Source organism: Natronococcus sp. A-GB7 (genome assembly GCF_029688865.1).
In the GTDB taxonomy this organism is placed as follows: Archaea; Halobacteriota; Halobacteria; order Halobacteriales; family Natrialbaceae; genus Natronococcus.
Genome location: NZ_JARUKV010000012.1, coordinates 39,657 through 64,770 on the forward strand (window position 1 = coordinate 39,657; position 25,114 = coordinate 64,770).

Here is a 25,114-nt window from a genome sequence, read left to right on the forward strand (position 1 = left end):
TCCGCTCGAGCGCTCGCCAACCCGGGAGGGCCGTCCACTGCACGCCGGGCTGTTAAGTCCGTGTTTGCGGTAGGTACCAGAAGAGCACTATGACCGTCTCCGAACGAATTCGACGACTACGGTCGAGAAAGGGTTCCTCCGACGTCACCGGGGCGACGGCCGAGCAGTCACGAGCCGAGCACGCCACGCGCGCGGCGGTCCGCGGGATCCAGGCGGGGTTCGTCGCGACGCTGATCATGACCGCGTTCCGACTGCCGATCCTCCGGTCGCTGCCGCCGTCGGCGAACTTCTGGTCGACGTACGTCAGCGGCAACGATCCCGAGGATCACCCGGTTATCGGGCTGCTCCTCCACCTCGTGTACGGGATTCAGGGCGGGATGATCTTCGGCGCACTGTTCGCCCTGTTCGACGCCGACCGCTCGATCGAACCCGAACAGCGCGGCCTCGTCTGGGGCTCGGTGTTCGGAATGGGGCTGTCGGCCTTCGGCTCCCAGATCATGCTCAAGGAGCTGCTGGACATCCGCCTCGATTCCGACGAGCTCGCGCTGTTCCACGCCGCCCACCTCGTCTACGGCATCTCGCTGGGCGCCTGGGTCGGCTCGCGGACCGAGGGCGTCGAGGACCCCGAGGAGGAGTACGAGTACGACGACGGGAACTGATCGCTTCGAGCGTTGCTATTCTCGAAACTCGCCTTAACAAGCCTTAGCAGTCGTATTACGGTCGTCCGGTTCGGAACATAACAACCAGTATACCCGTCGGCGGTCCAGCGGCAGTATGGAACTGGGGCTTGTCGCCGGCGTCGTTCTGATCGGCTTCGTCCACGGCGTGTTACCGGACCACGGCTGGCCGATCGCGGCGACGTACGCGCTGAACCGAAACCGGCGCTGGCTTGCCGGGCTGGTGGCGGCGTCGATCCTCGGGATCGGTCACCTGATCAGCAGCGTCGTGCTCGTGCTCGCGTACTTCTGGTTCAGCACGTTCGCCGAGTTCGCCGAGGGACCGTGGCTCCGGTACGTCGCCGGAACCCTGCTGATCCTGCTGGGTATCCACGAGTATCGCCACGGCGGACACGGACTACACGAACACGGCGAGGACCACGATCACGACCACGGTGACGGCCATAGCCACGAGCACGACGCGGAACACGACCACGGCACGGATCACAGCCACCACACAAACGGTGGCGTCGACACCCTCGAGTCGGGACACCACACTCACCACGACGACCACGATCACGGGGCCGATCGCAGCCTCCTCGAGCGAGTTCGCGCCGCGCTTCCCGGGGGCGGGGGCCACCAGCACCTGAGCGAGGAACACGCCGAGCGAGGGCTGGTCGCGCTCGGAACGACCGCGCTGTTGCTCGGGTTCGCCCACGAGGAGCCGATCCAGATACTGGCGATCTGCGTCGGAACGGAGGCCTGCCTCGAGCTCATGCTCGTCTACTCGCTGGCCGTCATCGTCGCGATCATCGTCCCGACGCTGCTGTTGATCGCGGGCTACGAGCACTACCGCGAGCGAATCGAGCGACTCACGCCGTACCTGCCGACGATCACCGCCGTCGTGCTGATCGGCATGGGACTGGCGTTCATCACGGGTCTTCTCTAGTCGATCGTCGCAGCTAGCTGCTCGACGTCGGACTCGAGTCGGCTCGCGTACTCGAGTCGGAGTTCGCGCGCGTCGCTTTTGGTGACGTACTGGCGACCGTCTATCTGGGTCGTGATCGGGTGGTAGTCGGCGACCGAGAACCCCATTCGATCGAGGTAGTTCGCGACGGGGGCCGACTCGAGACCGCCTCGGATCGCCTCGCCGGCGAGATCGAACGCGGTTTCGTAGTCGGGGAGTCGGACTCCCTCGCTGGTGACGTGGCCCGCCGCGCTCCCGCCGCCGTCGTCGTCGATCTGCACGTTGGTTCCATGGATCGTCTCCATGACCGCGTACAGCTCCTCGGTGAGTCGGAGTAGCTGGCTTGGCAGCGCGGCGTCGGGCGAGCGCCACTCGACGGTCGGCATCTCGTCGCGCAGTCGAACCGGCGTCCAGACGACGTCGTCGACCGAGAAGTTGTCATCGATCGCCGCCCTGTCGATTCCCGCCTCGAGCGCTTCGCGCTCGAACTCCTCGAAACACCGCTCGAGACGGCGGGACCACTCGCCGACGTTCTCGACGTAGTTCCAGAGCTGGCCGTGTCTGGGAAACTCCGCATACCCTTTTTTCCGGTAGCAGTGAGCCCGAGCACTGTCCGCGACGGGTTCGCCCTGAAAGTACGGCGAGGAGCTGACGAGCGCCAGCGCCGGATCCAGCGCGATGAGGGTGTTGAGCTGATCCGTGACGTTGCGTTTCTCGAAGTGGACGTGGGTACCGGCGCAGTAGTTCGCGTAATCGAAGTCCTCGCCGATGACCGCCTTCTGAATCCGCCCGCGTTCGCCGGGTCGGCGCTCGATCCCGTCGCAGTTGATCGGCGTCCCGAGCGGGACGAGGCCCTTGTCGGCCCGTTCAGCCTCCGCGAGTACCTCCTCGAGTTGTTCGACGAACGTCGTCCGAAGCTCCGCTACCGACCCGCAGGGAGGGGTCTTCAGTTCGAACAGCGGTTCGACGAACTCCCGTTCGGTGCGTTCGGAGATGTTCGCGAGCGATTCCGGCGGGGTGAGCTCGCCGTCGCTGTCGATCACCCAGTACTCGACCTCGAGACTCGTATTCATTCTCAGTGGAGAGGCGCAGATAGCTGCTCGGTTCGGTACGACCGTATCGAGCTCGATACGATATCCTCTTCGTCGGAACGAGGGCCCGTCTCCCAGAAGCAGTCGTGCCTGCACCAGCCTGCCGTATACCCGGCGACCACGCCAAGGGGTTTGACGGTCCTCGTGGAAGCGCCGGCTATGGCTACGACGCTCGAGTTCGCGGAGTTCACCTCCGAGGTCCGCTACGAAAACCTATCACCGGACGTTCGAGAGGCCCTCAAACGCCGGCTGCTGGATTCGGTTGGGGTCGGGATCGCCGCCGCTGACGTCGGCTCGCCGACGGTCGTCGATCGGACGATCGCGGACCTCGAGGCGGACGGTCCCTGTACGCTCTGGGGACGGGACAGGGGTGCGTCACCGGTACAAGCGGCGATGCACAACACGGCACTCGTCGCCGCTTCGGGCTGTGCGGACTCGTATCTCGCGCCGAAGGAGACGTCCCACCCGAGCGATACCGCCGGGGCGCTCGTGGCGGCCGGCGAGTACGCCGGCGCCACCGGTGAGGAGCTGCTCGCCGCTCTCGCCGTCGCCTACGAGATCCAGGGCGAACTGGCCTGGAACGCTCCGGTCCGTGACCGCGGGTTCGACCACGTCACCCACGCGGTCGTCTCGGCCGCCGCGGGAGCATCGACACTGTTCGACCTCGACCTCGAGGAGACGCGAGACGCTATCGCCGTCGCGGCGACGGGACACAACGCTCTGGGTGTGACGAGGACTGGACGGATCACCGACTGGAGCGGCGTCGCCTCGGCCAGCGCCGCGCGGAACGCGGTCTACGCGGCGATGCTCGCCGAGCGCGGGATGGCCGGACCGAGAGGTACCGTCGATGGACGACGCGGCTGGGAGGCGGTGGTTTCGGGACCGTTTGAGTTCGATCCGACTCCCGGCGAACGGGTTCGGGACGTCACCACCAGACGGTACGTCGCCGAGACCTACGCTCAGTCCGCGGCGGAGGGGATCGTCGAACTCGCCGAGGGCCGGAATCTGAACCCCGGCGACGTCGCGGGGATCAAGCTCGAGACGTTCGCCGAGGCGAAGCGCCTTCTCGGGGGCGGTGAGGGGAACCGATACGAGGTCGCCGACCGCGCCCAGGCGACCCACTCGCTGCCGTACGTCCTCGCCACGGCGCTGCTCGACCGCGACCTCTCGCTCGCGCAGTACGAGCCCGACCGAATCGGTGCCGACGACGTCCAGGACCTCCTCCGAATAGTCGACGTCACCGCAGACCCCGACCTGACCGAGCGTTTCCAGAACGGCGAGCTACCCGCCGTCGTCGACGTGACGATGGACGACGGGACTACCTACAGGATCGAGAAGGACGCCTTCCGGGGCCACTCGACGGCTCCGATGGGGTGGGACGAAGTCGAGACGAAGTTCGACTCCGTCACCGAGGGCCAACTCGAGAACGGGCGGCGCGAACGGATCGTCGAGACGGTTCGATCGCTCGAGGACCGCGACGTAGCCGATCTGACAGCGCTACTCGCCCGCGGCTGATCGACCCGTGTCTCGAGGACGTGCACCAACGGCTGGACGAAACGTTCTACGGACGATCAAGAGCGACGGTCACAGGGGTCAGTGCGGTCGAAGACTCCGTCTACGGGCTCGCGGACGACAGTCTCGGGACCCGAATCGGGCGAATCGTCCGAATTATGCGGGTTTCGACCCCGAGGCGTCCGCGGAGTCGTCTTGCCGAAGCAGGCCGACGATTCCCTGCGCGACCATGCCGACGACGACCCATTTCCAGGCCAGCACGGCGACGCCGAGCATCAGGCCGGCGCGGACGTAGTTCCCGCGGTCGACCGCTCGCTTGACGCTTTTGAGTATCGAAACGACGACGAGCGACCGCGACGCCGTCGAACCGAGAAGCCTCTTGAGTACCATACCTCCTCTTGCAGCGTCGGCCGGATAACGACCGTCCTGGAGCGCGCAAGTCCGCAACCGTTCTACGCCGAACGCTACTGGCCGGGGTCCTTGACGGGGGGCAATCCCGCCGTCAGCAGCCGTCGAAGGAGAACCACGACGCCGTTCTGTAACCCTCTGGCGAAGACCGCCTGCTCCGCGGGGTCGTCGACCTCGGATCCTGGATAGTACGAGCCGATCAGGAGCGTCTCCCGGTCGACGAGCAGAATCCGACTGATCGCGACCTCGTCGTCGCTCTCGGCCCCGGTGAGCCAGTCGAGTCCCGTTTCGAACACGTGACCTCCTGGAAGCGTCCGCTCGAGCGACCTCGTGACCGATTCGGACTGGCCGCCGAGGACGACCGAGAGGTCGCGATCCGTTGCCGTCCGGAGGGCGTCGAACAGTGACTCGGAGAGGATCCCCTCGTCGACGACCAGGAGCGCGACCTCGGAGTCGGCTTCCCCGATCAGCTCGAGCGTCCGCGACTCGATCGCGTCGTGCCCCGACAGCGACCACACCTCCTGGACGTAGTTGTCGTCCTCGACCGTCTCGGTCTTCGTGTTTTGTAGATGGGTTTCCAGCGTGTCGACCCGATCGTTGTACCGCAGACGGAGGATCCGCGTCGCCTCGTCGGTCCCGACGGCGCGGTAGACCTGCGGGCTCGAGTGCTGGACTTCGACCAGCCCCTGTGACTCGAGGACGCGGATCGCGTCGTACACTCGCGTTCGCGGAACCTCGGAGATCTCGTGGATCTCCTTTGCCGTCCCGGTGGGAAGTTTGTTCAACGCCATAAAGCAGCGCGCTTCGTACTCCTGTAGCCCGAGGTCCTGCAACAGGCTAATCGCTTCGTCCGTTGTTCTGTCCTGAGTCATGGCCCAACCACGAATTCGGATACCCGAACATCCACTATACGGCGCACGGATGGAAAAGAATTCAGGTTCGGTACCGTTTCGACGGTGCCGGTCCTGGACGGTTTCACCCGAATAATCACACAAGCTACTTGGGTACACGCCCGAAAGAAGGGAGTGGCGAGTCCCCGTTCTGGCCCAACCACGACGGGGGCTCGCTGATACGTTTCTCGCGAGACGGAGCGGCTCGTAGCGAGCCGACAGCGACGGCAAACGCAGTCGACTCACTGCTCCGGCGGGAACTGCGTCCGTCCGAACCAGAATCGATCGATGGCCTCGACGGTCGAGACGAACTCGTCTGGATCGACGGGTTTCCTCAGGTAGGCGTTGACGTTCGCTCTGTAACACCTCGAGACATCGTCCTCGTCGGCCGAACTCGTCAGCATCAACACCGGCAGTCGCCGCAGCGACCGGTCGGTTCTGATTCGCTCGAGGAGCTCGCAGCCGTCGCAACCGGGGAGATTCAGATCCAGGAGGACGAGATCCGGCGGCGGAACACCCGTGCACTCGTCGGTTCGGGAGAGAACCGCCAGCGCGTCGTCTCCCGTGTTGACGGCGTGGAGTTTCGTCTCGACGGTCGTTCGCGCCGTTTCGAACGCCTCCCGGGTCAACCGGACGTCACCGGGGTTGTCGTCGACCAGAAGCACGTCGATCGGTTCGTCGACGTCCCGGTGGTGGCCGTCAGTCTGCATCGTGGCTGTGAGGGAGTCGAAACATTCGCGGACCTGTTTATCGGTGCGGGCCGACCAGGAGCTCCGGTTGCTGATCGGCGAGGAGCGCCAGAACCGGTTCTATCTCTTCGAACTGTGGCCCCTTTTCGACGCCTTCTCTCTCCGGATTCCACCGAACGAACCCGTAATCTTCCAGCTTCGGGAGGTGGATGTGACGTCGCTCGAGGAGAACGGCGTCTGGAATCGCACGTTCTCCTGTCAGCGAGCCGCCGTCGCCCTCGAGCGAGAGCGGTTCGTCCAAGAGTGCGAACAGGATCCGTCGCCGCTGCTCGCTCGCCAGCGCCTCGAAAACCCTGTCGTAGCTCTCTTTCCTCATCGACTGCACTTGGAGCCGAGAGCTGTTCATCCCCCCACATTTTCACGGAACAGCGGGTTTTGATTAATCGAGTTACATCACACACTCCCCCGAAGCCGTCGGCGACCCGACCGGGACCGCGGACGGGAGCTTTTTCTCGCTCCGCTTTGATACGCCGCTCGAGAACGATGGACCTCGAGTCGATTCCGGGCGTCGGCGAGAAGACCGCCCGGTCGCTGTCGGCCCTCGACGATCCCGAGCGAGCGCTGCGGACGGGCGACGTCGCGGCGATCGCGGCAGCACCGGGCATCTCGCAGGGCCGGGCCGCCCGCATCGCGCGCGGGGCGATCCGCCACGAGCACGACGATCCGGGCGCGTTCCTCGCGACCGACCGGGCCCGCGAGGTCTACCGGGACGTGCTCGGGCTGCTCAAGGAGCGGACCGTCACCGACTACGCCGCCCAGCGACTCGAGACCCTGTACCCGAGCTCTCGCCGCTCGCGGATCGAGGAGGTCCAGACCTTCGCCGAGGAGGCGATCGAGCGCGAGCCGGGCCCCGAGGTGCTCGAGGCCCTCGAAGGGGTCGAACCGCTTCGGGAGCCGGGCGACGTCAGAGTGCGCGAGCGCTGTCTGGCGACGACCGACGCGGAGCGCTACGCCGAGGCCAAGGAGGCGATCCCGGAGCTGCCGGTCGAAATCGTCGAGGACGCACAGGGGCTCGCCGAACTCGCCCGAGGGTACGCGACGGTGATCGCGATCGACGAGTCCTTCGCCGGCATCGCCGTCGAGGGCGACGTCCGAGTCGAGCCGAGCGCGCTCGAGAACCCCGCCGAGATCGTCCCCGAGCGGTCGCTGGCGTTCTTCGCGCGCAACAGAAATCGGCTTCGAGCCGCCATCGAGGTCGACCGCACCGCCGATCTCGGTTCGGACTGCGACCTCGACGCGCTCGAGGCGGGGCTCTCCCGGCTCGACGAGGACGGAACGGTCGCGGGCGACGCGGAACTGGACCGACTGACAGCGGCCGCAGCCGACGTCGACGCCGCGGCGGGAACGGCTGAAAACGTCGCGAACGACCACCTGCGGGAGGCGATCCGCGAACAGGACGTCACCATCGAGGGGTCGGACCTGCTCTCGCTGGTCGAACGCGGAGCGGGCGTCGACTCGCTTTTGTCCCGGGAGCTGGCGGACGAGCACGCCGCGGCCGTCGAGGCCGCCCGCGACCACGTGATCGACGCGCTCGCCCTCGAGTCCGGGGAGGACGAGCTGGCCCGTCGACTCTTCACCGACGAGCCGACGTTTCCGGTCGAACGCGACGAGGACGCGCTCGGTCGGCTTCGAACCGAGCTGACGACGGCCAAGGAACGGCGCGCGAATCGCCTCAAACGGGAGCTCGCGGCCGACCTCGCCGACCGGCGCGAGGGGGCTCGCCGGCTCGTCCGCGACGCGCTCGAACTCGACGTCGAGCTCGCGATCGCCCGATTCGCCCGCGAGTTCGAGTGTACGATGCCGGCGGTCGTCGACGATGAGGTCGGGTTCGCGATCCAAGGGGGACGTTCCCCGCTGCTCGACGAGCCGACCGAGGCGATCGATCCCGTCGACTACGAGGTGTCCGGCGTCGCCCTGCTGTCGGGCGTCAACAGCGGGGGGAAGACGTCGACGCTGGACCTCGTGGCGAGCGTCGTCGTGCTCGCACACATGGGGCTACCGGTTCCCGCGGAGAACGCACGCGTCCAGCGGTTCGACGACCTCCACTACCACGCCAAGACCCAGGGGACCCTCGACGCCGGCGCCTTCGAGTCGACGGTCCGGGAGTTCGCGGAGCTGGCCCAGAGCGGCGAGGGCTCGCTCGTGCTCGTCGACGAACTCGAGAGCATCACCGAGCCCGGCGCCAGCGCGAAGATTATCGCCGGGATCCTCGAGGCGCTCTCCGAGAACGGCGCGACGGCGGTGTTCGTCTCGCACCTCGCGGGCGAGATTCGGGAGATGGCCGGCTTCGACGTGACCGTCGACGGGATCGAGGCGGTCGGACTGGTCGACGGCGAACTCGAGGTGAACCGTTCCCCGGTGAAGGATCGACTGGCTCGCTCGACACCGGAGTTGATCGTGGAGAAACTCGCCGAGGAATCGACGGAGACCCGCTCAGAGTCGGACGGTGGAGCGTCGACTCGAGCGGGATCGTTCTACGCGGACCTCCTGGAAAAGTTCGATTAACGTATCAGTCACTATATATGAAAATTGTTGTAGAAGACAATTTCAACCCGCCAGACGCTGTTAATCGGAAGATAATAAGGTGTTCCGGATCCACCCTTCGAAGCGAAACGGTGGTCCGGATCGATATCGGTCTGCGATGAACGAACACCTCGATATTAGAACATGGAACGGAGCGCGCGGACCTCTCACCACGACGATGCGGAATCGAACGACGAATCCAGCGGCATGAACACGCTACTGATTGGGATCGACGCGGGAAGTCTCTCGGTCTTCGACGATCTCGATGCGGACACCGAGATCCCGACGATCCACCGGCTCTGCACGGAGGGGACGAGCGCACCCCTCGAGTCCCAGATTCCGCCGTGGACGCCGAGCGCCTGGCCATCGATGTACACGGGCGCGAACCCGGGCAAGCACGGCGCGTTCGGTTTTGTCGGCTACGACGGCTACGACTGGCACGTCACCAGCACCGACGACGTCAACGAACACACCGTCTGGTCGCTACTCGACCGCCACGGCTACTCGAGTGTCGTGGTTAACGCGCCGATCACCCATCCACCGGAGGAGTTCGACGGCGCCTTGCTCCCCGGCTTTATCGGTCCGGAGGATCCGGACTGTCATCCCGACGGACTCCTCGAAGAGGTCCGCGACGCGATCGGCGACTACCGCGTGTACCCGTCGTACTCCCGTGGCGACGACACGCTCCCCGACTCCGAGAAGATGACGGAGTACCGAAATCTGATCCGAATGCGCGGCGCGGCGTTTCGATACCTCGCCGAGGAGTACGATCCCGACTTCGGCTTCGTCCAGTTCCAGAAGACGGACACCGTCTTCCACGAGTTCTTCGGTGACGAAGAGAAGGTCCGATCGGTCTACGAGACGACCGACGACGAGATCGAAGCGATCCTGGAACGGTTCGACCCCGACCACGTGTTCGTCGCCAGTGACCACGGAATGGGCGAGTACGACGGCTACGAGTTCCGCGTCAACGAGTTCCTCCAGGACCGCGGCTACGTCGAGACGACGACGAGCGGGAAGGGAATGCCGTCCTGGACGCCGATGCGTCGCAAGCTCCGGGAGGGCGAGGAGTCCGAGACCTGGGAACCCAGTTTCACCGAGCGCGCTGCGGCAGTCGCCGCCGAGCGGTTCGGGATTACTGCACGGGACGTCGGCGCGGCCCTGGAACGCGTCGGTCTGGCCGAGACCGTCAAGAAGTTCGCCCCGGGCGGAGTTGCACGGACCGCGAACGAACAGGTCGACTTCGAGAACTCTCGGGCCTACGTCCGGGCCCGCACCGAACTCGGCGTCCGGATCAACCTCGAGGGGCGCGATCCCGAGGGGATGGTCTCGCCGGACGACTACGAACAGGTCCGCGAGGAGCTCATCCGCGAACTCGAGGACGTCGAAACGCCCGACGGCGACCCGATCTTCGAGACCGTCGCGCCGCGCGAGCGGTACTTCCACGGGGAGTACGCCGAGGACGCAGTCGACATCGTGACCGTTCCAGCCGACTTCGATCACGCCATTTCCGAACAGCTGGGCGAGGAGTACTTCGGTCCGGCCGAGCCCTGGAACCACAAGCTCGACGGGGTGTTCGCGGCTGCGGGCGAGGGCGTCGACGAGGACGAATCGCTCGAGCGGGCCCACCTGTTCGACGTCGCGCCGACGATCATGGCTTCGTTCGGCCTACCCTACAGTGACCGGATGGACGGGAGCGTGATTCCGGTCGTCGAACCGACCGAGTCGACGTCGTACCCCGCCTACGACGGCGAGGCGGAACCGACTCAGTCCGAGGTCGACGAGGAAGTAACGGACCGACTGGCGGATCTCGGCTACATGAACTGATCGGCGTCGCCCTGATCACCGATCACGAGGTGTGACTGGCAGGAGCCCCCTCCGGTACTGCGGGGTCACGGTCACGACTGCTCGGCGTCGACAGCACTGAACGCGTCCGTAAGCGTCACAACAGTCAGCTCTCGCTCTTCGATCCACTCGAGCATCTCACGGATCCCTTCCTGATCGACCTCTTCCATGAACGTGTGGGCGCCGACGATACCGATCGCCTCTTGGGCGGCGACCTCGTCGAGCTGTGCCTGGATATCCAGTGGATCGGCGTTCTCGATGAAGTACCCGCGGTTGGTATCGAACGGATCGAACGATTCCCGCTCGTTGACCAGCGACCCCGGGTTGACGTTCGCGATGCCGTCGTAGTACTCGCTGGCGAACTCGATCGTCCACTCGTCGCAGACGTCGTACGGCGCCAGCAGTGTGTCGACTTCGAACCCCCACTCCTCGAGCTGGGCCTTCGAATCACCGAGGAATTCGTGCATGAGCTCCTCGGGATACCGTTCGACGGTTTCGCCCGCTGCGAAGGACTCGCCGACGGGCTCGTCGAACTCTAAGTACGGACCGGTCTCGTCGTGGTCGGAGGCGACAACGGTTCGCACTACGGAGTTCTCTCCATCTGTAACTTCGATATCGTACTCCAGATGGAAGCCGTGGTTTCGCTCCTCGGGATAAATACGAACGTCGTCGGGTTCGACGTCTTCGACGAGTTCGAACTCGCTCAGTGCGGTATGTGCGGTCGTATGGGAGTTGATTTCCCAGCCGGCCTCGGCGAGTTCTTCGAGGTGCTCGACGTCCATCCAGTCGTTGTCGTTGAAGTCCTCGCGGCCGACCCACTCGGTGACGATGCCCGCGCTCGCGGGAGCGTCGAACTCCTGGTGGACGGGAAACGCCTGCTCGTAGTCCTCCATCGGTCCGTCGTCGTAGGTAAACACCACGGCCCCACCGTCGATGTCCGGAACGTCCTCCCCTTCCTCCTGTTCCTCCGTCTCGCCACCCTCGTCGGGCTGGTCCGTGTCGTCGTCTCCGTTCGAACCGTTCTCGTCGTCCTCGTCCGGTTCATCACCTTCGTCTCCGCCGAGGCTGTCGAGACAGCCCGCGGTCGCTCCGAGCGTGCCGGCACCGATGGTGCCGAGGAGCACTCGGCGCGTTGCCTTCTCGTTCATCGGTGAGAGTTGATAGTTCTACCCACCTATTTATCTCTCGGTTAACTGCAGTGTCTGCTCGCCCGGTGGAATTCGCTCGAGACGTTCCGACAGCGTGAGGGAAGCTGACGCTTCTCGAGCCCGCTACCAGTCGTTCTCGTACGGTAGCTGACCTGATCTTAATGCGGTTATAATAAGGCCATCCCGACCCAGAGTTCCGAACACTGTGGGTGTCACCGGTCTACTACTAGCTGTGGGAGCCGTCAGACGACGTCGCTCTCGGGGGTATCTGTGAACCGAAACTACCCCGCCGAGGATCTCTCTGTCGGTACTGCTAACGTAGTCGCTCTTCTCGTGGGATTCGTCTCGATACCGGTTCTGTTCCGGCTGCTCGGTCCGGCCGGGTTCGGCGACTACGCGTTTCTGATGTCGGTGTTCGCGATCTACATGATCTTCGTCAGCTCCTGGATCGCAGACGGCGTCCGGACGTTCCTGACGGAGGATCGCTCGACGCCCGACTGGGAGCCGTATGTGGTTGGCTACTACCTGCGACTCGCGGTGTTGTCCGCGCTTACGGGCGCCTTCGTCCTGTTTCTGGGCTCTCGGAACGGATTCGTTTCGGCGCTGTTCGGCGAGGAGTACACGAGCTACTTCTACGGGCTCGCGCTGCTGGTGCTCTCCGTCCAGTTCCAGACCTACTCGCGAAAGACACTCCAGGGATTCGGTCTCGAGCGCTATTCGGGCTTCCTCGGCGCTCTCGACAAAGTCGTGTTCGTCGGCGTCTCGGTCCCGCTCGTCTACCTCGGTTTCGGCGTTCCGGGTGCCCTGGCCGGTCACGCGGTCTCGAGCATCGTTTGTGGCATCGCCGGACTGACGGTGATCCACCAGCGCGTGTCGCTCTCGAGCGTGTTTCGAATACCCCCGCGGGAGTTCCCGCGAACGAAGCTGCTAACGTCCACCTCGACGAGCGTCGCGCTCCTCTTTCTGCTCGCCTCGCTCTACCACGTCGATATCGTGATGCTCCAGCAGTTCCGCGAGAGCTCGGCGGTCGGCAACTATCGAGCGGCGCTGTTCCTGGCCGAATTCCTCTGGTTCGTCCCGATCGCCCTCCAGACTGTTTACGCCCTCCCGACGTCCGAGCTATGGTCGCGAAACCGGCTCGACGAAATCACCGCCCTCGCGTCGAAGACGACCCGCTACACGCTCTTGCTGACTGCGGTCGTGGCGGTCGTAATCGCGGCACTGGCCGACGTCGTGGTCCCGATCTACTTCGGTCCCGACGCGACGCCGGCGATCGGTCCGGCGCTGTTGCTGTTGCCCGGCGCGCTCGGATTCGCTCTCGCACGGCCCATCCTCGTGATTTCGCAGGACCGGGGCACGCCCCGGTATCCGGTTCTTGCGACCGCCGGCGCCGCGGGGATCAACGTCGCGCTCAACTACCTGCTGATCCCGCGGTACGGAATGCACGGTGCGGCGTTCGCGACCACTGTCGGCTACGGATCGATGTTCGTCTTTCACTGGCTTTCGGCACAGCGGATCGGTTTCGACCCACTCGCCGACGCGCGACTCGGCCGAGTAGCGGCGACGACCGCTTTCGCTGCAGTACCGACGTTCGCCCTCGCGACGGTCGTAACGAACCCGTGGCTGGCGCTGCTTCTCGTCCCTCCGTTCGGGCTTCTCGTTCACCTCGTCTTCGCCGTCCTCACGGGTTCGATAGAACCCGCCGAGCCGTTCGAGCTTCTCGCCGAGCTTCCGTCACCGGTAGGGTCCCGAGCGGCACCCATCCGCGAGCGGCTCGAGGGCGTCAACGGTGACCTGACCGTCGTGGGCTGGTTCCAGAGCATGCTGTTTCTGGCCGGCGTGACGCTTTTATTATCGGGTGTTCTCCTCGCGACGTTCGGGCCGGATACGGGAGTCCCAATCTTCGGGTAGGAACCGTCCGACCCCGGCGGAAGCCGATCCTGTCGGAAACCGTAGCCGAACGGTTGCTCGATCCCTCTCGAGCCGATCGAAACGCGGTTAGTCCGTCGATAATAAAGCGCGGGTAGGCCCGTGTCGAACGAAATGGCACTGGTTAGCGTCATTATTCCGACGTACAACCGGGAGGAGACGGTTTCGAGAGCGATCGACAGCGTCCTCGAACAGACACACGACGACCTCGAGGTGCTCGTGGTCGACGACGGATCGACCGACGAAACCGCGTCGGTTCTCGAATCCTACGACGACGACCGGGTGCGGCCGATCTGCCACGAGACGAATCAGGGGGCGAACGTCGCGCGGAACACGGGCATCGAACACGCCCGGGGAAAGTACATCGCCTTCCTCGACTCCGACGACGAGTGGCGCCCGGAGAAACTCGAGGCCCAGCTCGAGGTTCTCGAGCAGCGCTCCGCGGAGTGGGTCGCGGCCTACTGTGGGTTCGCGTTCGAACTCACCAGCGCCTCCGACAGGTTCCGCGGTCTAGCCGCCAGCGTTCTCTCCCAGGCGGACGACCGGCCGCGCATGGAGGGTGGGGAGGAACTCGTCGGCGAGATTCTCGCCGACAACGTTCACACGGGCGCTGGCTCGACGCTGATCGTTCGAACCGACGTTGCGCGAGAGGTCGGCGGGTTCGACGAGACGCTCGACCGGTTCCAGGACCCCGAGTTCGTCCTGCGGATCCTCGAGGTCGGAAAGCTCGCCTACGTCGACGAACCGCTCGTCGTCCGCGAGGAGACCGGGACGCCACCCGCTGATACGATCAGACGAGCCGACGAACAGTATCTGTCGCTGTACGCCGAGGAAGTCGACCGGTTCGAAGACGAGGGGTACGAGATCCGCTCGAGCCACCACCTGGTGCTCGCGAAGAGCTACTTCAGCGAGGGGCGTCCGGCTCGCGGCTGCTGGCACCTCCTCCGTGCAGGGCCCGAACTGCGTCACGTACCGGGCGTCCTCTGGTCGGCCGTCTCCGGAGCCCGACGGCGTCCGTTCCCGTTTCTCGCTACCGCCTTCGTCCTCACGGTCGCCCTGATCGCTGGGTGGATCGGCCTTCGTTCCTGAGGACGAACACATTTCCGCCGTCTCGACGAATCAGTTCGAAGAGTCTCTCGGTTTTCGCGTTTCTGGTGACTGCTCGAGACGGTGGTCAGCTCACCGGTTCGCACGCTTTCGAGAGCTGGTGAGGACAGGTGCGCAGTCGTATCGGCCGCGGCTACGGGGAGTTCGGTCACTCGTAGCGCGTAATCGATGTCGGTCGGATCGTACGCGAGAGAGTGCTCTCGGCGTCGGAAAAGCAATAGAGAAGAGACACAAAGAGCGATCGCCGTCGCCGATCAGTGGCCGTTCCGGCGCATCGTCCAGAGGTCGTCGAAGTCGATGACCTCGACGTCCGACTCGTTGATGTACTCGAGCAGTTCCTCGTAGTCGTCGACGTCCATGGTGTTGTCCAGATCGAAGGCGTGGAAGTTCAGAATCGTACACTGGTTGTGTTCGGCCGCTGCGTCGACACACTGCATCGCGATGTCGAGGTCGTGGCCGATCGTCCGGGGCATCACCAGCGGGTCGAAACCGTGGACGCCCGTGAGGTTCGGACTCCCGGACTGGTTGAATCCGCCGGCGTAGTAGTAGTTCGAGGCGATATCGAGAACCCGCTGGTCGAAGTCGTTGTGGGGGAAGACGAGGTAGTGTCCGCCCTCGAGTTCGCTGTTGACGGCCCAGTTCTTGTCCGTATTCAGGGTGTCATCGAGCTCCTCGTCGTCGATATCGGTCCAGCTGGTGTGCGTTCCGTGGGCGACGATCTGATCACCGGCCTCCTGGCGCTCGAGGAGTTGATCGATCGTCATGATCCCGTCGCGTTGGTCTCTGGTCCACTGACGGACGGCCGCCTGGACGGCGTTGACGTCGTACTCGTCGTGGAGATCACCGGCCGGCTCGTAGAAGTCGTCGAACCCGTCGTCCCAGCAGAGGATGACGTATCCCTCGTCGGCTTTCTCGTGGGTACGCAGGTCGTCGAACCACACTTCGGCTTCGTCGCCGGTGTTGTGGACGACGAGTCGGACCTCGTCGATCGCGTCCTGTTCGACCGGCGTCGTACTTTCGTCGGCGAAGCCGGGACACATCCGGAACCAGCCGGGGTTCTCGTCACCGTAGGAGATCGACTGGAGCATGTAGCTCGCGTACCCCCCGTAGATGTCTCGAACCTGGATCTCGAGAGCAATGTTGTGGGGCGTAGTCGTCTGGACGGCCACCGAGAGGTCGAGGTCTTCCATGTCGGTCGCCTCGTCCAGCTCCGTCGCGACGACGGCGTTGTCCTCGTCCTCGGCCATGAGGCGAATACTCTGGTCGCCGTCGAAGGAGAACTCGTCATCCATCTCGGCCTCTCCTTCGAGGACCGCCCAGTCGTCGTCGGTCTCGAAGTCGTTGAGCTGGTCGCCGGGTTGTCTGAACTCCTCGCGGCTGTTGTACTCGGTTTCGACCTGGAGCTCGGGCGAGTCGTACTCGTCGCCGTTCTCGCCGTTACCGTCGTCGCCGTTACCGTCGTCGCCGTTACCGTCGTCGTCACCGTTGCCGTCGTCGTCATCCTCGTCGGAGAGGAAATCCGTACAGCCGGCCATAGCCGCTGCGAACGCCGTTGCACTGGATGCTGCGAGGAACCGCCGTCGGGTGTTCCGTCGTTGGGTCATTGCTGACTCCGGCTAGCGACAGCAATGGTATTATTATGGAGCCAATAGGCTCCCGGAATCCTCGAGTTGAGAATCTTATATGAGGGTTAGCCCCGGCGAATACTGCTGATAGAGCCACTAGACGACCCGACGACGTCTCGATCGAGATCTGTTTATTGGTGGCACACACCTGATTCACTTTGTGACCCGCTTAGTGGAACTATAGTTAATGGTGGCTCGCTCCCAGTGTGTTGTAGTTCGACGTGTGCGTGCTCACGTCCTTCCGGTTGGCGTTGCCGGTCGCGACCCCACGCCACAGTCACGCAGTGAGATGGTCTCGAGATGAATACGGAACTCTTCGGCGTATTTGGCGGTACAGAAGCGTTCACCCGGCTTCGGTCGACGGACGAGTTCGACGAGGTACTCGTTGGGCCGTCGATAACCGTCGGGATCAGAGATTTTGGTCTCGGAACCCCCGGCTGGACGGCGAGCTACGACGGTGAAACTGGTTGCTGTGCTATTTGGGGCGAGGTGTACGTACCCGGTCAGGAAACGAACGCCGCTCGCTGGCTCCTCGACGCCTACGAACGCGACGGTTCCGAGGCGCTAAACCGGCTCAATGGCTCCTATCTGGCGGTTCTCGACACGCCCGAAGAGACGTTCGTTGCGACGGATTCGATCCGTTCGCGGGAGTGTTTCTACACCGATGCCCCGGGAGTTCGCGTGTTCGGTACCGACTCCACAACGGTCGCAAAAACTATTCCCGACCCCTCGTTCTGCCGAGACGGCATCCTCGAGTTTCTCCATCTGGGCGTTGCACTCGGTGAGAAGACGAGTCTCGAACAGCTCTCCCGACTCCCGATCGACAGCCAGCTGCGGCCATCGTCGGTTACCGACCTCGAGCGATTCGTCTACGACACCAGAGAGTTCGACTACGCCGGAACGCTCGCGAACCGACTCGAACGAGCGATCGACCGTCGATCGATTCTTCCCGGACGAAAGGGGTTGCTTCTCTCTGCGGGATACGATTCCCGAACACTGCTCTCCCAGCTCCCCGATCTCGAACACTGCTACACGGTCGGCAACTCCACGGCTCAGGAGGTTATCGGCGCCAAACGCCTCGCAGCGCAGTACGGTGCCGACCACACTGCGTTCGGACCCGACGAGCGCTACCTCTACGCCGACGGATCGAAGGTACAGTACTCGCAAGGAATCAAGGAGTCACTGCATATCCACCACGCCGGATACACTGACGAAATCGACGTCGATACGATCTATCATGGCCTGCTGTGTGACACGTTCTTCCGGGGCCACTTTACCGCCCACGTCGACCTCGAGGTGTTCGGTAAACGGGTTCCGTTTGAACGACTCGATCCCGACCCCGACCCGATCGACGTTCTCCTCTCGCGGTTCGGTTACAGCCGGTCGACGAGCAGGAAACTGGCCGAACGAACCGCCTTCGACGTCGATCCCGAATCGTTCGTCAGACAGGCCGTCCGAACGGAGTTCGAATCGGTCCTCGACCGCTCCGATTCGATCCAGAACGCGCTCAACTGCTGTGGAATCGCCAATCAGCCGTCGATGCCGTTCCACACCCAGCTCGCCGATAACTTCTTCGCGTCGTTTTTGGCCGCGGATACGGAACTCCTCGACTGGCATCTCCACGCACCGCCAGCGGAACGATCCACGGACACCTTCCTCGAGGCGTGTAAACAGATCGATCCGGAGATGCTTCGCTACCGACCGCCGGACCGACCGCACAGCGTGACGCTGTTCAACGAGATGGAACGGTTCGTCCGTCGCAAGACACCGTTTTTCGATTCCTTCGAATCGCCGTGGCCGAACCGAAAACAGCTCTTTACCAGGTACAACTTCGATCAGCGACTGTTGCCGGAGTTCGAACACGTCCACGATCTACCCGCCCGACACAAGCTTCGCCTCAACGACTTTCTGGGCTGGGTCGATAGCTGGGACGAGAGCGCGGACCAGCATCTGAGATGGATCGAGCAGAACTCGTCTCTCGCCCAATAGTTCCGCTTGTAAGATGGGTTTTTCTCACTCTGTAAAATGTTTATGCCCGGTTTGAACGCGTGAACAAACGGCCGCAACAGATTTATCGCATGCTATTGAGAGCATATTTATAGTACCAGACGTGTGTGATTCGCAATATGCGTCTGACGCCGTTTCGAAAGAACTCATCTTCGGACTCGAGTGGCGACGAGTCCACCGTTCAAGCGTCGACGTCTGTTAGAGTGTTCGAATACAACGAATCGTCGATCGTGTCTAACGACCGCGAGACCGACACGACGACGACCGGAGCGCCGGCCGAACTCGAATGGAACGTCGTTTCTCTGCTCGAATCACGCAACGGACCAGTGACGATCGACGAGATCGCGGATCAGCTCTACGACGCCAGTGGAACCGACGACGTCGAAGCCTGGGGCGACGTTCACGAGCGCCTCTCGCAAACCGACTTGCCCGCACTCGACGCCTCGGGTGTGGTCGAGTACCGTCCCGAACGTGGAACCGTTGAGCTCGCCGACGACCACTCCACCGGTCGATGGCGCTATCCGATCGCGTTCGCATTTGCGGTCTCGCTGGCGCTGCTCGTCTCACCGTTCGTTTTCGAGATTACGGCGGCTGTTTCGGTCGTCGGCCTGCTGGCTGCCTGTCTCGGGACCGTCGCTACGATCTATCGGTAACGCCGCGAAACCTACTTGACGTACTGACCGATCGTCAGCGTCGTGAACATCAGCAGGATTAGCGCACTCAGTCCGATACCCGTGATGATCGAGAGCAGCGGCAGTTCGAGGATTGCTCCCAGCAGCAAGACTGCACCCGCACCGGCGGCACCGATGTAGTAGTCGTCCCAGTCCGTTCCTCCTTCGTTTCCGGTGGCGGCAGCCGCGCTCGTGTTCGAATCTGCGTTGAGGTAGTAATCGAGCTGCCGGGCGAGCGGGCGTCGTTCGACGACACCGCGGTTCTGTTGGTAGTCGATAATACCGGCCTTGTCCAGCTTCGGAAGGTGTGACTGGTACAACGGGATGTACACGCGCTGACGCTGATCCGAGGTCAGCTCCTGTACTGTCGTCTCGTTCTCCCAGGCGGCGACCTGTTCGGCCACGTCACGCATTCGTACGGAGCCATCCGTCTCTTGCAGATACTCGAGAACCATCCGTCGGCGCTCGTTCTGAAGAATATGAAAAATCTCGTCGACCGGAAGTTCGTCGTCGTCGGAGACGATGTCCGCTTCGCGGTCCTCACCCCGGCTTCGTTCCTCTGTAACGGTCTCTGTCGAACTCATCGCGTTGATCAGTCCGACTCATGGACCAGTATTAAAGCATGAAAATCGTCCATAGATGAACGGTTTTACTTCACCCAAATCCGTACTAACCTACCCGTTCAGACTGTTTCATATCGTGCACTGTGCGTGTACAACCTCTGAGAAGCGTCCTTTCTGGATAACTGAGTTATAAAAAATCGCGTTCCGAACGATTACAGACAGCGGTATTCGGTTCGCCCGATCCGGCCGCGACTCCAGGGGCAGGATCGGTACCAATCCGGACCGCATTTCAACAGCCAGCAAAAACAATGAAAACAAGACCGAATCGTGTTCCTCGACGTGCTGGGTCCGACTGCTCACACCGAGTTGACCCCGCGGCCGTCGCTTATATGACTGATAACTAAACGCTCGAGGACCACAGGACCTGTAATGAGCGATTCCGATTGGTGGTTCTTCGATCTTACACTCGTCATCGCAGTAACCGGTTTCGTTACGTTCGGTCTGTTTACGCCGATCTCGGGGGCGGTTCGAGTTCTTCTGGGGATTCCGCTGTTGCTCTTTCTTCCCGGGTACGCTTTCATCTCCATCCTGTATCCGGACGCGTCGAAGGCAGGATACCGGTCGTTCGACGACGAGACTCGAGAGCCGAACCGAAACGAGCTAAACAACGGTGGACTCCAACCGATCGAACGATTCGTCCTCTCGATCGTCGCGAGCATCGCGATCGTTCCGGCGGTCGCGCTCGTTGCGACCGCAACGCCGTGGGGGATCACGATTCTTCCGGTGCTCGCCGGAACGGCGTTCGTAACGATCGCACTCGCGCTGGTAGGGATCGTTCAGCGGTATCGGTGTCCTCCGAACCGCCGATACACTCCCTCGCTGTCGGGCGCCTCTCTACTGTTTTCGAACGCCGGCGACTCGTTCGGCCGGTCGGATCCGAGTACCAGACCGTACAACGTTATGTTTCTCGCCGCGTTGCTCGTCCTGGCGGCCGTCGTCGGCTTCGCCGTCGCGAGCCCGCCCGACCACGATAGCTACACGGAGTTCTATCTCGAGACGGAGGAAGTCGACGGTGACACCGAGTACCTCTACGACGAATCGCTCTCGGCGGGCGAGACGGAGTCGATAACTGCCTACATCGCCAACGAGGAACACGAGGAACGATCGTACGAGACCGCAGTCGCGTTACAGGACGTGAGCTACGACAACGATAGTGTCTCCGTCAACGACCAGGACGTTCTCACGACTGACTCCGCAACCGTCGCTCACGGCGAGACCCACGAGCAACCCCTCGAGTTCGAACCGACGATAACCGGTGATGACGTCCGCCTGGTCCTGTTCCTCTATGAGGGTGAGGCACCGGACGATCCGGACGAGGAAAGCGCCTATCGAACGATCAAGCTTCCGGTAACGGTTTCGTAACGCCCAGAACCGCCGATCCGCCAGCAAACCGGCTGCTGCCGCCCGCCCCGCACCCCGTACTCGTGTTTTGGAGTCAGACGCCACAGCCTATTCGGACGGACTACGTGGAACGATCTCTCCCGTCGAGGGGGAGATCAGGGTGGTCGAATCTTGCCGTTCGCTCGTCCCAGCAGTACGACGAGCCGACACTCGGATATCGATGAAGTCGTGAGAGATGGACAGCTCGGGTCCGCACAGCCTTTTGAAATCGGCTGCGACCGTTGCCGCCGTGATATCGGCGTCGAACTCGTTCTTTCGATACTGTGGCTTCGCCTTCCACTTGCCTCCGCTTACAGTGGTTCAAGGAGAAAGCCCACGACTGAAGTCGTGGGAGGAAGTCAGGCCGGCAGATTCCGCTTTCGACGGCCGATCCAGCTCCCAGCACGGGCCCGTGACCGCCGTCGCTCTCGAGTGGTGTTCGTTCGACACCTTTCGTTCGACACCTTTCGTTCGACGGTGAATCGACTCTCCGCTCCGCTGATCGGTAGAGACGAAAACAGGACGAGCCGAAGCGTTCCGGAGTTCTCGAGGTCCGGCGCTCGAACGCGGGGTCTCTCTCGGTTGTATCGAACGCCGTGCTGGCTCCACCCGGTTCACCCACTTCTTGTTGCAATCTTCTTTCGAGCAGCAACTGAACTGCCCTCGAGTGGGTGACTGCCCTGCGCTCCGTGAACGGCGTTCTATCGTTCGGCGACGTAATCGGCCTCCCGTCCCGATCTTCAGCGAGCAGCGGTGGCGATCTCGAGGCTGCAACGGCGCTACGGGAGAGGCGGATCCTCGTTACCGATCACCGAAAGAAGCACGGACCGCATCTGGCTACGAAGTCAGGGGAGTTGCCCGAGGACACCGGTTGTAGGAGTTGTCTCGCTCGATTCTTCCGGGAATCTCGGCTGTCGCTGTCGGTAGTACTCGATGGAGGTCTTTCGGCCGATCGAAGACGGACTCCGATGAGATCGGCGTCCGACGCGGCTCTGAACCGGTGAGAACTACCCCTGTGCCGGTGACGGGGTACAGAAGCGTACGTCGCCGTTGTCGTATACGGAGGATTGTGTGGTCCGGCAGATACGCTCTTCGGTCGGGTTGCTGGCGTACCCTGGTCCGTCCTCAGCGCTGCTGAAGTAGGTCGCGTCCTCCGACTGGGTCGTTCGGTAGACGACGTAGTCGTGTTCCGCGTAGCTATCCTCCGGGAGGACTATCGATGTCGTCGAGGGGTAGGCTCCAGTTCGGTCGAACACGGTCTGGTAAGGATGATCGGTATGGAGCTGTTGGTCCGGACGGATATCGGACCCTGCGGGTGAGCCGGTCATCTCGCCGATCGTATCCACCGCCGCGAGTTCGGACTGATCGTAGGCCAACCGCTCGTGCTGGTCGGAGAACACCGGATTGTCGGGGTTGCTTTCGGCAGCGAGCATCATCGCCCCCGGATACAGCAGGACGATTACCAGGAGGAGAGCCACGACGGGTGCGGGCGAGAGGTTCCGACTGAGGGTCCGCAGTCCGATCGCACCGACGATCGCCATCAATGCATAGAGGAAGGCGAACCACCGCGTCGGCACGAAGTTTTGAATTCCGAACATCGGAAGCCCGAGGACGAACACGAGCATGATTCCGCTACCGAGCACCAGGGTAAACACCGATTGCTCGGCCCGTCGACGGTGAACGATGTAGAGACTTCCCACGAGCATGAGACCGAACAGCACGAGAAAGCCGAGTTCGTTGACGTAGGGGACGATCTGATCGAGCACCGTCGTTCCCGTGTCGGGAACTGCCGCCTCTTCGTCACCCGTTGCGCCCGGCGATGCGAGTTCGAGGAAGCCGGCACTTTCCTCGAGCGTTTCACCGAACCAGCCGAGGACCGTTCCTAGGAACGAGTCGTCGCGATACGGTGTCAGAGACCAGACGAAAATCGCGAGGCCGAAATTGAACACGAGAAGGCCGATCAGGTTGACCGGTTTCTTGGTCCGGAAGACGCTCGTATCGAGTCTGGTAAGCCCCAGCGGGCCGGTCATAAAGAGGATCTGAGCCAGGAACGCGGCGCCGAGGAGAACCAGTACGATAAACGTCGATATCTGGTGTGTCAGGATAACCGCGACCGAGAGGAAAACCAGGAACGCGAAGTCGCGGCTCGTGTACTCGATACGCATTACGCGGATCAGGGCGTACACGATCGCGAGGAAAAAGACGAGCCCCATGCTGGTCGGGATGAGATGAACTCCCCACATAACGGTGTAGCTGGCGACCGAGAATACCGCGGTCGCAAGCGTCGCCCACCGCGCGGGAACCAGAAGGTTGGCTGCGGCGTAAACGGTCAGAATCGAAAGCGGCATCGCGATCCCTATCGAGAGGTACAGTCCCATCCGCAACGAGACGTCGTAGACGAGCGAGGAGGCGACGACGTACAGGTGGAAGAACGGTGACCCGAAGTGTTTGTCGTAGGAGATCGCTCCGAGCGACTGCTCCGCGTAGATCGCCTGGGAAAGCTCCGTCATGTGGGTCCAGACGTCGATCCCGATGTACCCCGGCGTCGCGTACAGCGCGGTAAACCGGAAGACGAACGCGAACAACACGAGCTGGAACAGCAGGATTCCGCGGTGGAAGTCACGGTCGCTCGTGAACAGTATCTGTCCGAACAGTAACGTCCCGACGGCGCTCGAGATCACGAAAAACAGCGGCGTCCGGGCGCCCTGTAGAATCGTCACGAGGATCATAACTGCCATTCCGACCGTGACGATACTCGGGAGTGCCATCGCCGCCGGCGTCGACAGCGTCGGCAGCGTCCGCTCGTTTTCGTTCTGGTGGACCGCGAGAAGATACAGCGCACAGCCAAGGCCGACGACGATCGGAATCGTGTTGATGTATATTTGGGAAGCGACAAACCGCAGCGGGAACAGCAACAGCGCGGCGATCAGGCCGACAATCGCCGCCGTCGTGTCGAGCCGCAGTGGTCGCACGTTCGACAGCGACATTCTAGATCCCATGATACGTTTCCTCCCTATCGTCCGTTCGTTCGAGGGATAACTCCGTCGCATCGCGTCCCCGATCCTCGAGGACGTCCCGATAACACTGGAGGAGTTTGTCTCCCATCGACTCGAGGCTCAGTCCGTCGATGGCCTCGCGGGCGTTCGACCGTCCGGAGCCGGCGAGGACCGAGTCGAGTCCCGCCGCGAGCTCGCGGTCGTCGTCGCTGACGACGCAGTTCTCGAGGCCGCCGATCGTCTCGTCGACGAAGCCGACGTCGGTCGAGACGACGGGGACGTTACAGGCGGCGGCTTCCTTGACCGCCATCGGCCCGGCCTCCCGCTTCGAGGTCACGAGAAGCAGGTCGCTCGCGTTCATGTAGTACGGCATCTCCTCGTAGGGAACGCCGTCGACCGTCCGAACCTCGAGATCCGCGTCGGCGCGGTCGGCGATGCGTTCGGCCCGCGGATAGTCCTTCTCGCTTCTATCCGGGTCGTACGGGAACAGTGCGATTCGTGCGTCTTCGTCCCAGCCGACGCGGTCGCGAGCTTCCTCGCGGAGGATCGGTCTGAACAGTTCCGTATCGATGCCGAACGGAATCTCGACGTGGTCGACGTCGAGTTCGCGTGACATCGCCGGGCTCGGAACGATCGTCGCGTCGGCAAATCGGGCGCCGTACCGGCTGATCGTCTCGAGCCAGCCCATGTCACTCATCAGGTCGGTACCCCAGAGGCTCAACACTACCGGACGCGTCGGCTGGGCGAGTGCAAACGGCGCGACGAGACCGTAGTGTCCGTGAACGATGTCGTAGTCGTCCGCCCAGATGTGTGAGAGCACCTTCGGATGAAACCGAAGGTAGTCGATCGGCGTTCGAGGAGATTCGGCCGTGTAATCGCCCGGAACGCCGACGACGGTACAGTCGATCCCCCGGTTTTCGAGGACCGAGATCTGCTGTTCGAAGAACGAACGCGTGGTGGTGATGAGGTGGAGTACGTGCATGTCGT

The 25,114-nt window shown here is 62.9% G+C and carries 20 protein-coding genes; 10 read left to right on the plus strand and 10 right to left on the minus strand.

Features of this window, described 5'->3' with window-relative positions; translation table 11 throughout:
* Positions 1–89: 89 nt before the first annotated feature.
* Together QA609_RS12405 and QA609_RS12410 are read left to right on the plus strand one after the other, a co-directional pair.
* Entirely contained in the window at positions 90–659 is a 570-nt protein-coding gene (locus QA609_RS12405; protein WP_278302925.1) for a DUF6789 family protein, read from the plus strand.
* A 115-nt stretch (positions 660–774) separates the two neighbouring features.
* A complete protein-coding gene (locus QA609_RS12410; protein WP_278302926.1) occupies positions 775–1,605 on the plus strand; it encodes an ABC transporter permease in 831 nt (276 codons plus the stop codon).
* Here QA609_RS12410 and QA609_RS12415 read toward each other — a convergent pair.
* On the minus strand, positions 1,602–2,696 hold the full coding sequence (locus QA609_RS12415) for a glutamate-cysteine ligase family protein (RefSeq protein ID WP_278302927.1): 1,095 nt from the start codon (positions 2,694–2,696) through the stop codon (positions 1,602–1,604). The two genes, QA609_RS12410 and QA609_RS12415, sit on opposite strands and share 4 nt — an antisense overlap.
* Positions 2,697–2,873: 177 nt before the next feature.
* On the opposite strand from QA609_RS12415, the gene QA609_RS12420 reads away from it, so the two are divergent.
* Positions 2,874–4,229, plus strand: a complete 1,356-nt coding sequence (locus QA609_RS12420) for an MmgE/PrpD family protein (protein WP_278302928.1) — start codon at positions 2,874–2,876, stop codon at positions 4,227–4,229.
* A 153-nt stretch (positions 4,230–4,382) separates the two neighbouring features.
* Here the strand turns inward: QA609_RS12420 and QA609_RS12425 are convergent, their stop codons facing one another.
* The 4 genes from QA609_RS12425 to QA609_RS12440 form a co-directional block, all read right to left on the minus strand.
* Entirely contained in the window at positions 4,383–4,616 is a 234-nt protein-coding gene (locus QA609_RS12425) for a hypothetical protein (RefSeq protein ID WP_278302929.1), read from the minus strand.
* Positions 4,617–4,690: 74 nt separating this feature from the next.
* Complete coding sequence (locus tag QA609_RS12430; protein WP_278302930.1) at positions 4,691–5,506, minus strand: helix-turn-helix domain-containing protein; 816 nt, start codon at positions 5,504–5,506, stop codon at positions 4,691–4,693.
* A 260-nt stretch (positions 5,507–5,766) separates the two neighbouring features.
* Positions 5,767–6,234, minus strand: a complete 468-nt coding sequence (locus tag QA609_RS12435; protein ID WP_278302931.1) for a response regulator — start codon at positions 6,232–6,234, stop codon at positions 5,767–5,769.
* Between the two features lie 37 nt (positions 6,235–6,271).
* A complete protein-coding gene (locus QA609_RS12440) occupies positions 6,272–6,589 on the minus strand; it encodes a hypothetical protein (RefSeq protein WP_278302932.1) in 318 nt (105 codons plus the stop codon).
* Positions 6,590–6,756: 167 nt separating this feature from the next.
* Here QA609_RS12440 and QA609_RS12445 point away from each other — a divergent pair, with 167 nt between their 5' ends.
* Positions 6,757–8,778, plus strand: a complete 2,022-nt coding sequence (locus QA609_RS12445) for a helix-hairpin-helix domain-containing protein (protein WP_278302933.1) — start codon at positions 6,757–6,759, stop codon at positions 8,776–8,778.
* Between the two features lie 162 nt (positions 8,779–8,940).
* Entirely contained in the window at positions 8,941–10,623 is a 1,683-nt protein-coding gene (locus tag QA609_RS12450) for an alkaline phosphatase family protein (RefSeq protein WP_278302934.1), read from the plus strand.
* A 71-nt stretch (positions 10,624–10,694) separates the two neighbouring features.
* On the opposite strand, the gene QA609_RS12455 is transcribed toward QA609_RS12450, so the two are convergent.
* Complete coding sequence (locus tag QA609_RS12455) at positions 10,695–11,789, minus strand: polysaccharide deacetylase family protein (RefSeq protein WP_278302936.1); 1,095 nt, start codon at positions 11,787–11,789, stop codon at positions 10,695–10,697.
* Between the two features lie 270 nt (positions 11,790–12,059).
* On the opposite strand from QA609_RS12455, the gene QA609_RS12460 reads away from it, so the two are divergent.
* On the plus strand, positions 12,060–13,700 hold the full coding sequence (locus QA609_RS12460; RefSeq protein WP_278302937.1) for a polysaccharide biosynthesis C-terminal domain-containing protein: 1,641 nt from the start codon (positions 12,060–12,062) through the stop codon (positions 13,698–13,700).
* A 132-nt stretch (positions 13,701–13,832) separates the two neighbouring features.
* Positions 13,833–14,807: a glycosyltransferase family 2 protein gene (locus QA609_RS12465; RefSeq protein ID WP_278302938.1), complete on the plus strand. Its 975-nt coding sequence runs from the start codon at positions 13,833–13,835 to the stop codon at positions 14,805–14,807.
* A 272-nt stretch (positions 14,808–15,079) separates the two neighbouring features.
* Here QA609_RS12465 and QA609_RS12470 read toward each other — a convergent pair whose 3' ends face one another.
* Positions 15,080–16,429, minus strand: coding sequence for a polysaccharide deacetylase family protein (locus QA609_RS12470; RefSeq protein ID WP_278302939.1), 1,350 nt, complete (start codon positions 16,427–16,429; stop codon positions 15,080–15,082).
* 321 nt (positions 16,430–16,750) lie between these two features.
* On the opposite strand from QA609_RS12470, the gene QA609_RS12475 reads away from it, so the two are divergent.
* Both QA609_RS12475 and QA609_RS12480 read left to right on the plus strand, forming a co-directional pair.
* Positions 16,751–18,439: a hypothetical protein gene (locus tag QA609_RS12475; protein ID WP_278302940.1), complete on the plus strand. Its 1,689-nt coding sequence runs from the start codon at positions 16,751–16,753 to the stop codon at positions 18,437–18,439.
* Between the two features lie 221 nt (positions 18,440–18,660).
* Entirely contained in the window at positions 18,661–19,110 is a 450-nt protein-coding gene (locus QA609_RS12480; protein WP_278302941.1) for a hypothetical protein, read from the plus strand.
* An 11-nt stretch (positions 19,111–19,121) separates the two neighbouring features.
* Here the strand turns inward: QA609_RS12480 and QA609_RS12485 are convergent, their stop codons facing one another.
* Entirely contained in the window at positions 19,122–19,712 is a 591-nt protein-coding gene (locus QA609_RS12485; RefSeq protein WP_278302942.1) for a hypothetical protein, read from the minus strand.
* A gap of 408 nt (positions 19,713–20,120) precedes the next feature.
* Here QA609_RS12485 and QA609_RS12490 point away from each other — a divergent pair, with 408 nt between their 5' ends.
* Positions 20,121–21,113, plus strand: coding sequence for a DUF1616 domain-containing protein (locus QA609_RS12490; RefSeq protein ID WP_278302943.1), 993 nt, complete (start codon positions 20,121–20,123; stop codon positions 21,111–21,113).
* A 1,025-nt stretch (positions 21,114–22,138) separates the two neighbouring features.
* Here the strand turns inward: QA609_RS12490 and QA609_RS12495 are convergent.
* On the minus strand, positions 22,139–24,130 hold the full coding sequence (locus QA609_RS12495) for a hypothetical protein (RefSeq protein ID WP_278302944.1): 1,992 nt from the start codon (positions 24,128–24,130) through the stop codon (positions 22,139–22,141).
* On the minus strand, positions 24,120–25,109 hold the full coding sequence (locus QA609_RS12500; RefSeq protein WP_278302945.1) for a glycosyltransferase family 4 protein: 990 nt from the start codon (positions 25,107–25,109) through the stop codon (positions 24,120–24,122). The genes QA609_RS12495 and QA609_RS12500 overlap by 11 nt, the downstream gene beginning before the upstream one ends.
* Positions 25,110–25,114 lie beyond the last annotated feature (5 nt).

What these genes read in the sequence shown, in the direction of transcription:
- QA609_RS12500 (WP_278302945.1), bottom strand. Translation starts at nt 25,109, where the DNA reads ATGCACGTACTCCACCTCATCACCACCACGCGTTCGTTCTTCGAACAG.
- QA609_RS12470 (WP_278302939.1), bottom strand. Translation starts at nt 16,429, where the DNA reads ATGACCCAACGACGGAACACCCGACGGCGGTTCCTCGCAGCATCCAGT.
- QA609_RS12465 (WP_278302938.1), top strand. Translation starts at nt 13,833, where the DNA reads ATGGCACTGGTTAGCGTCATTATTCCGACGTACAACCGGGAGGAGACG.
- QA609_RS12435 (WP_278302931.1), bottom strand. Translation starts at nt 6,234, where the DNA reads ATGCAGACTGACGGCCACCACCGGGACGTCGACGAACCGATCGACGTG.
- QA609_RS12455 (WP_278302936.1), bottom strand. Translation starts at nt 11,789, where the DNA reads ATGAACGAGAAGGCAACGCGCCGAGTGCTCCTCGGCACCATCGGTGCC.
- QA609_RS12425 (WP_278302929.1), bottom strand. Translation starts at nt 4,616, where the DNA reads ATGGTACTCAAGAGGCTTCTCGGTTCGACGGCGTCGCGGTCGCTCGTC.
- QA609_RS12415 (WP_278302927.1), bottom strand. Translation starts at nt 2,696, where the DNA reads ATGAATACGAGTCTCGAGGTCGAGTACTGGGTGATCGACAGCGACGGC.
- QA609_RS12410 (WP_278302926.1), top strand. Translation starts at nt 775, where the DNA reads ATGGAACTGGGGCTTGTCGCCGGCGTCGTTCTGATCGGCTTCGTCCAC.
- QA609_RS12405 (WP_278302925.1), top strand. Translation starts at nt 90, where the DNA reads ATGACCGTCTCCGAACGAATTCGACGACTACGGTCGAGAAAGGGTTCC.
- QA609_RS12420 (WP_278302928.1), top strand. Translation starts at nt 2,874, where the DNA reads ATGGCTACGACGCTCGAGTTCGCGGAGTTCACCTCCGAGGTCCGCTAC.
- QA609_RS12445 (WP_278302933.1), top strand. Translation starts at nt 6,757, where the DNA reads ATGGACCTCGAGTCGATTCCGGGCGTCGGCGAGAAGACCGCCCGGTCG.
- QA609_RS12475 (WP_278302940.1), top strand. Translation starts at nt 16,751, where the DNA reads ATGAATACGGAACTCTTCGGCGTATTTGGCGGTACAGAAGCGTTCACC.
- QA609_RS12485 (WP_278302942.1), bottom strand. Translation starts at nt 19,712, where the DNA reads ATGAGTTCGACAGAGACCGTTACAGAGGAACGAAGCCGGGGTGAGGAC.
- QA609_RS12490 (WP_278302943.1), top strand. Translation starts at nt 20,121, where the DNA reads ATGAGCGATTCCGATTGGTGGTTCTTCGATCTTACACTCGTCATCGCA.
- QA609_RS12450 (WP_278302934.1), top strand. Translation starts at nt 8,941, where the DNA reads ATGGAACGGAGCGCGCGGACCTCTCACCACGACGATGCGGAATCGAAC.
- QA609_RS12440 (WP_278302932.1), bottom strand. Translation starts at nt 6,589, where the DNA reads ATGAGGAAAGAGAGCTACGACAGGGTTTTCGAGGCGCTGGCGAGCGAG.
- QA609_RS12430 (WP_278302930.1), bottom strand. Translation starts at nt 5,506, where the DNA reads ATGACTCAGGACAGAACAACGGACGAAGCGATTAGCCTGTTGCAGGAC.
- QA609_RS12495 (WP_278302944.1), bottom strand. Translation starts at nt 24,130, where the DNA reads ATGGGATCTAGAATGTCGCTGTCGAACGTGCGACCACTGCGGCTCGAC.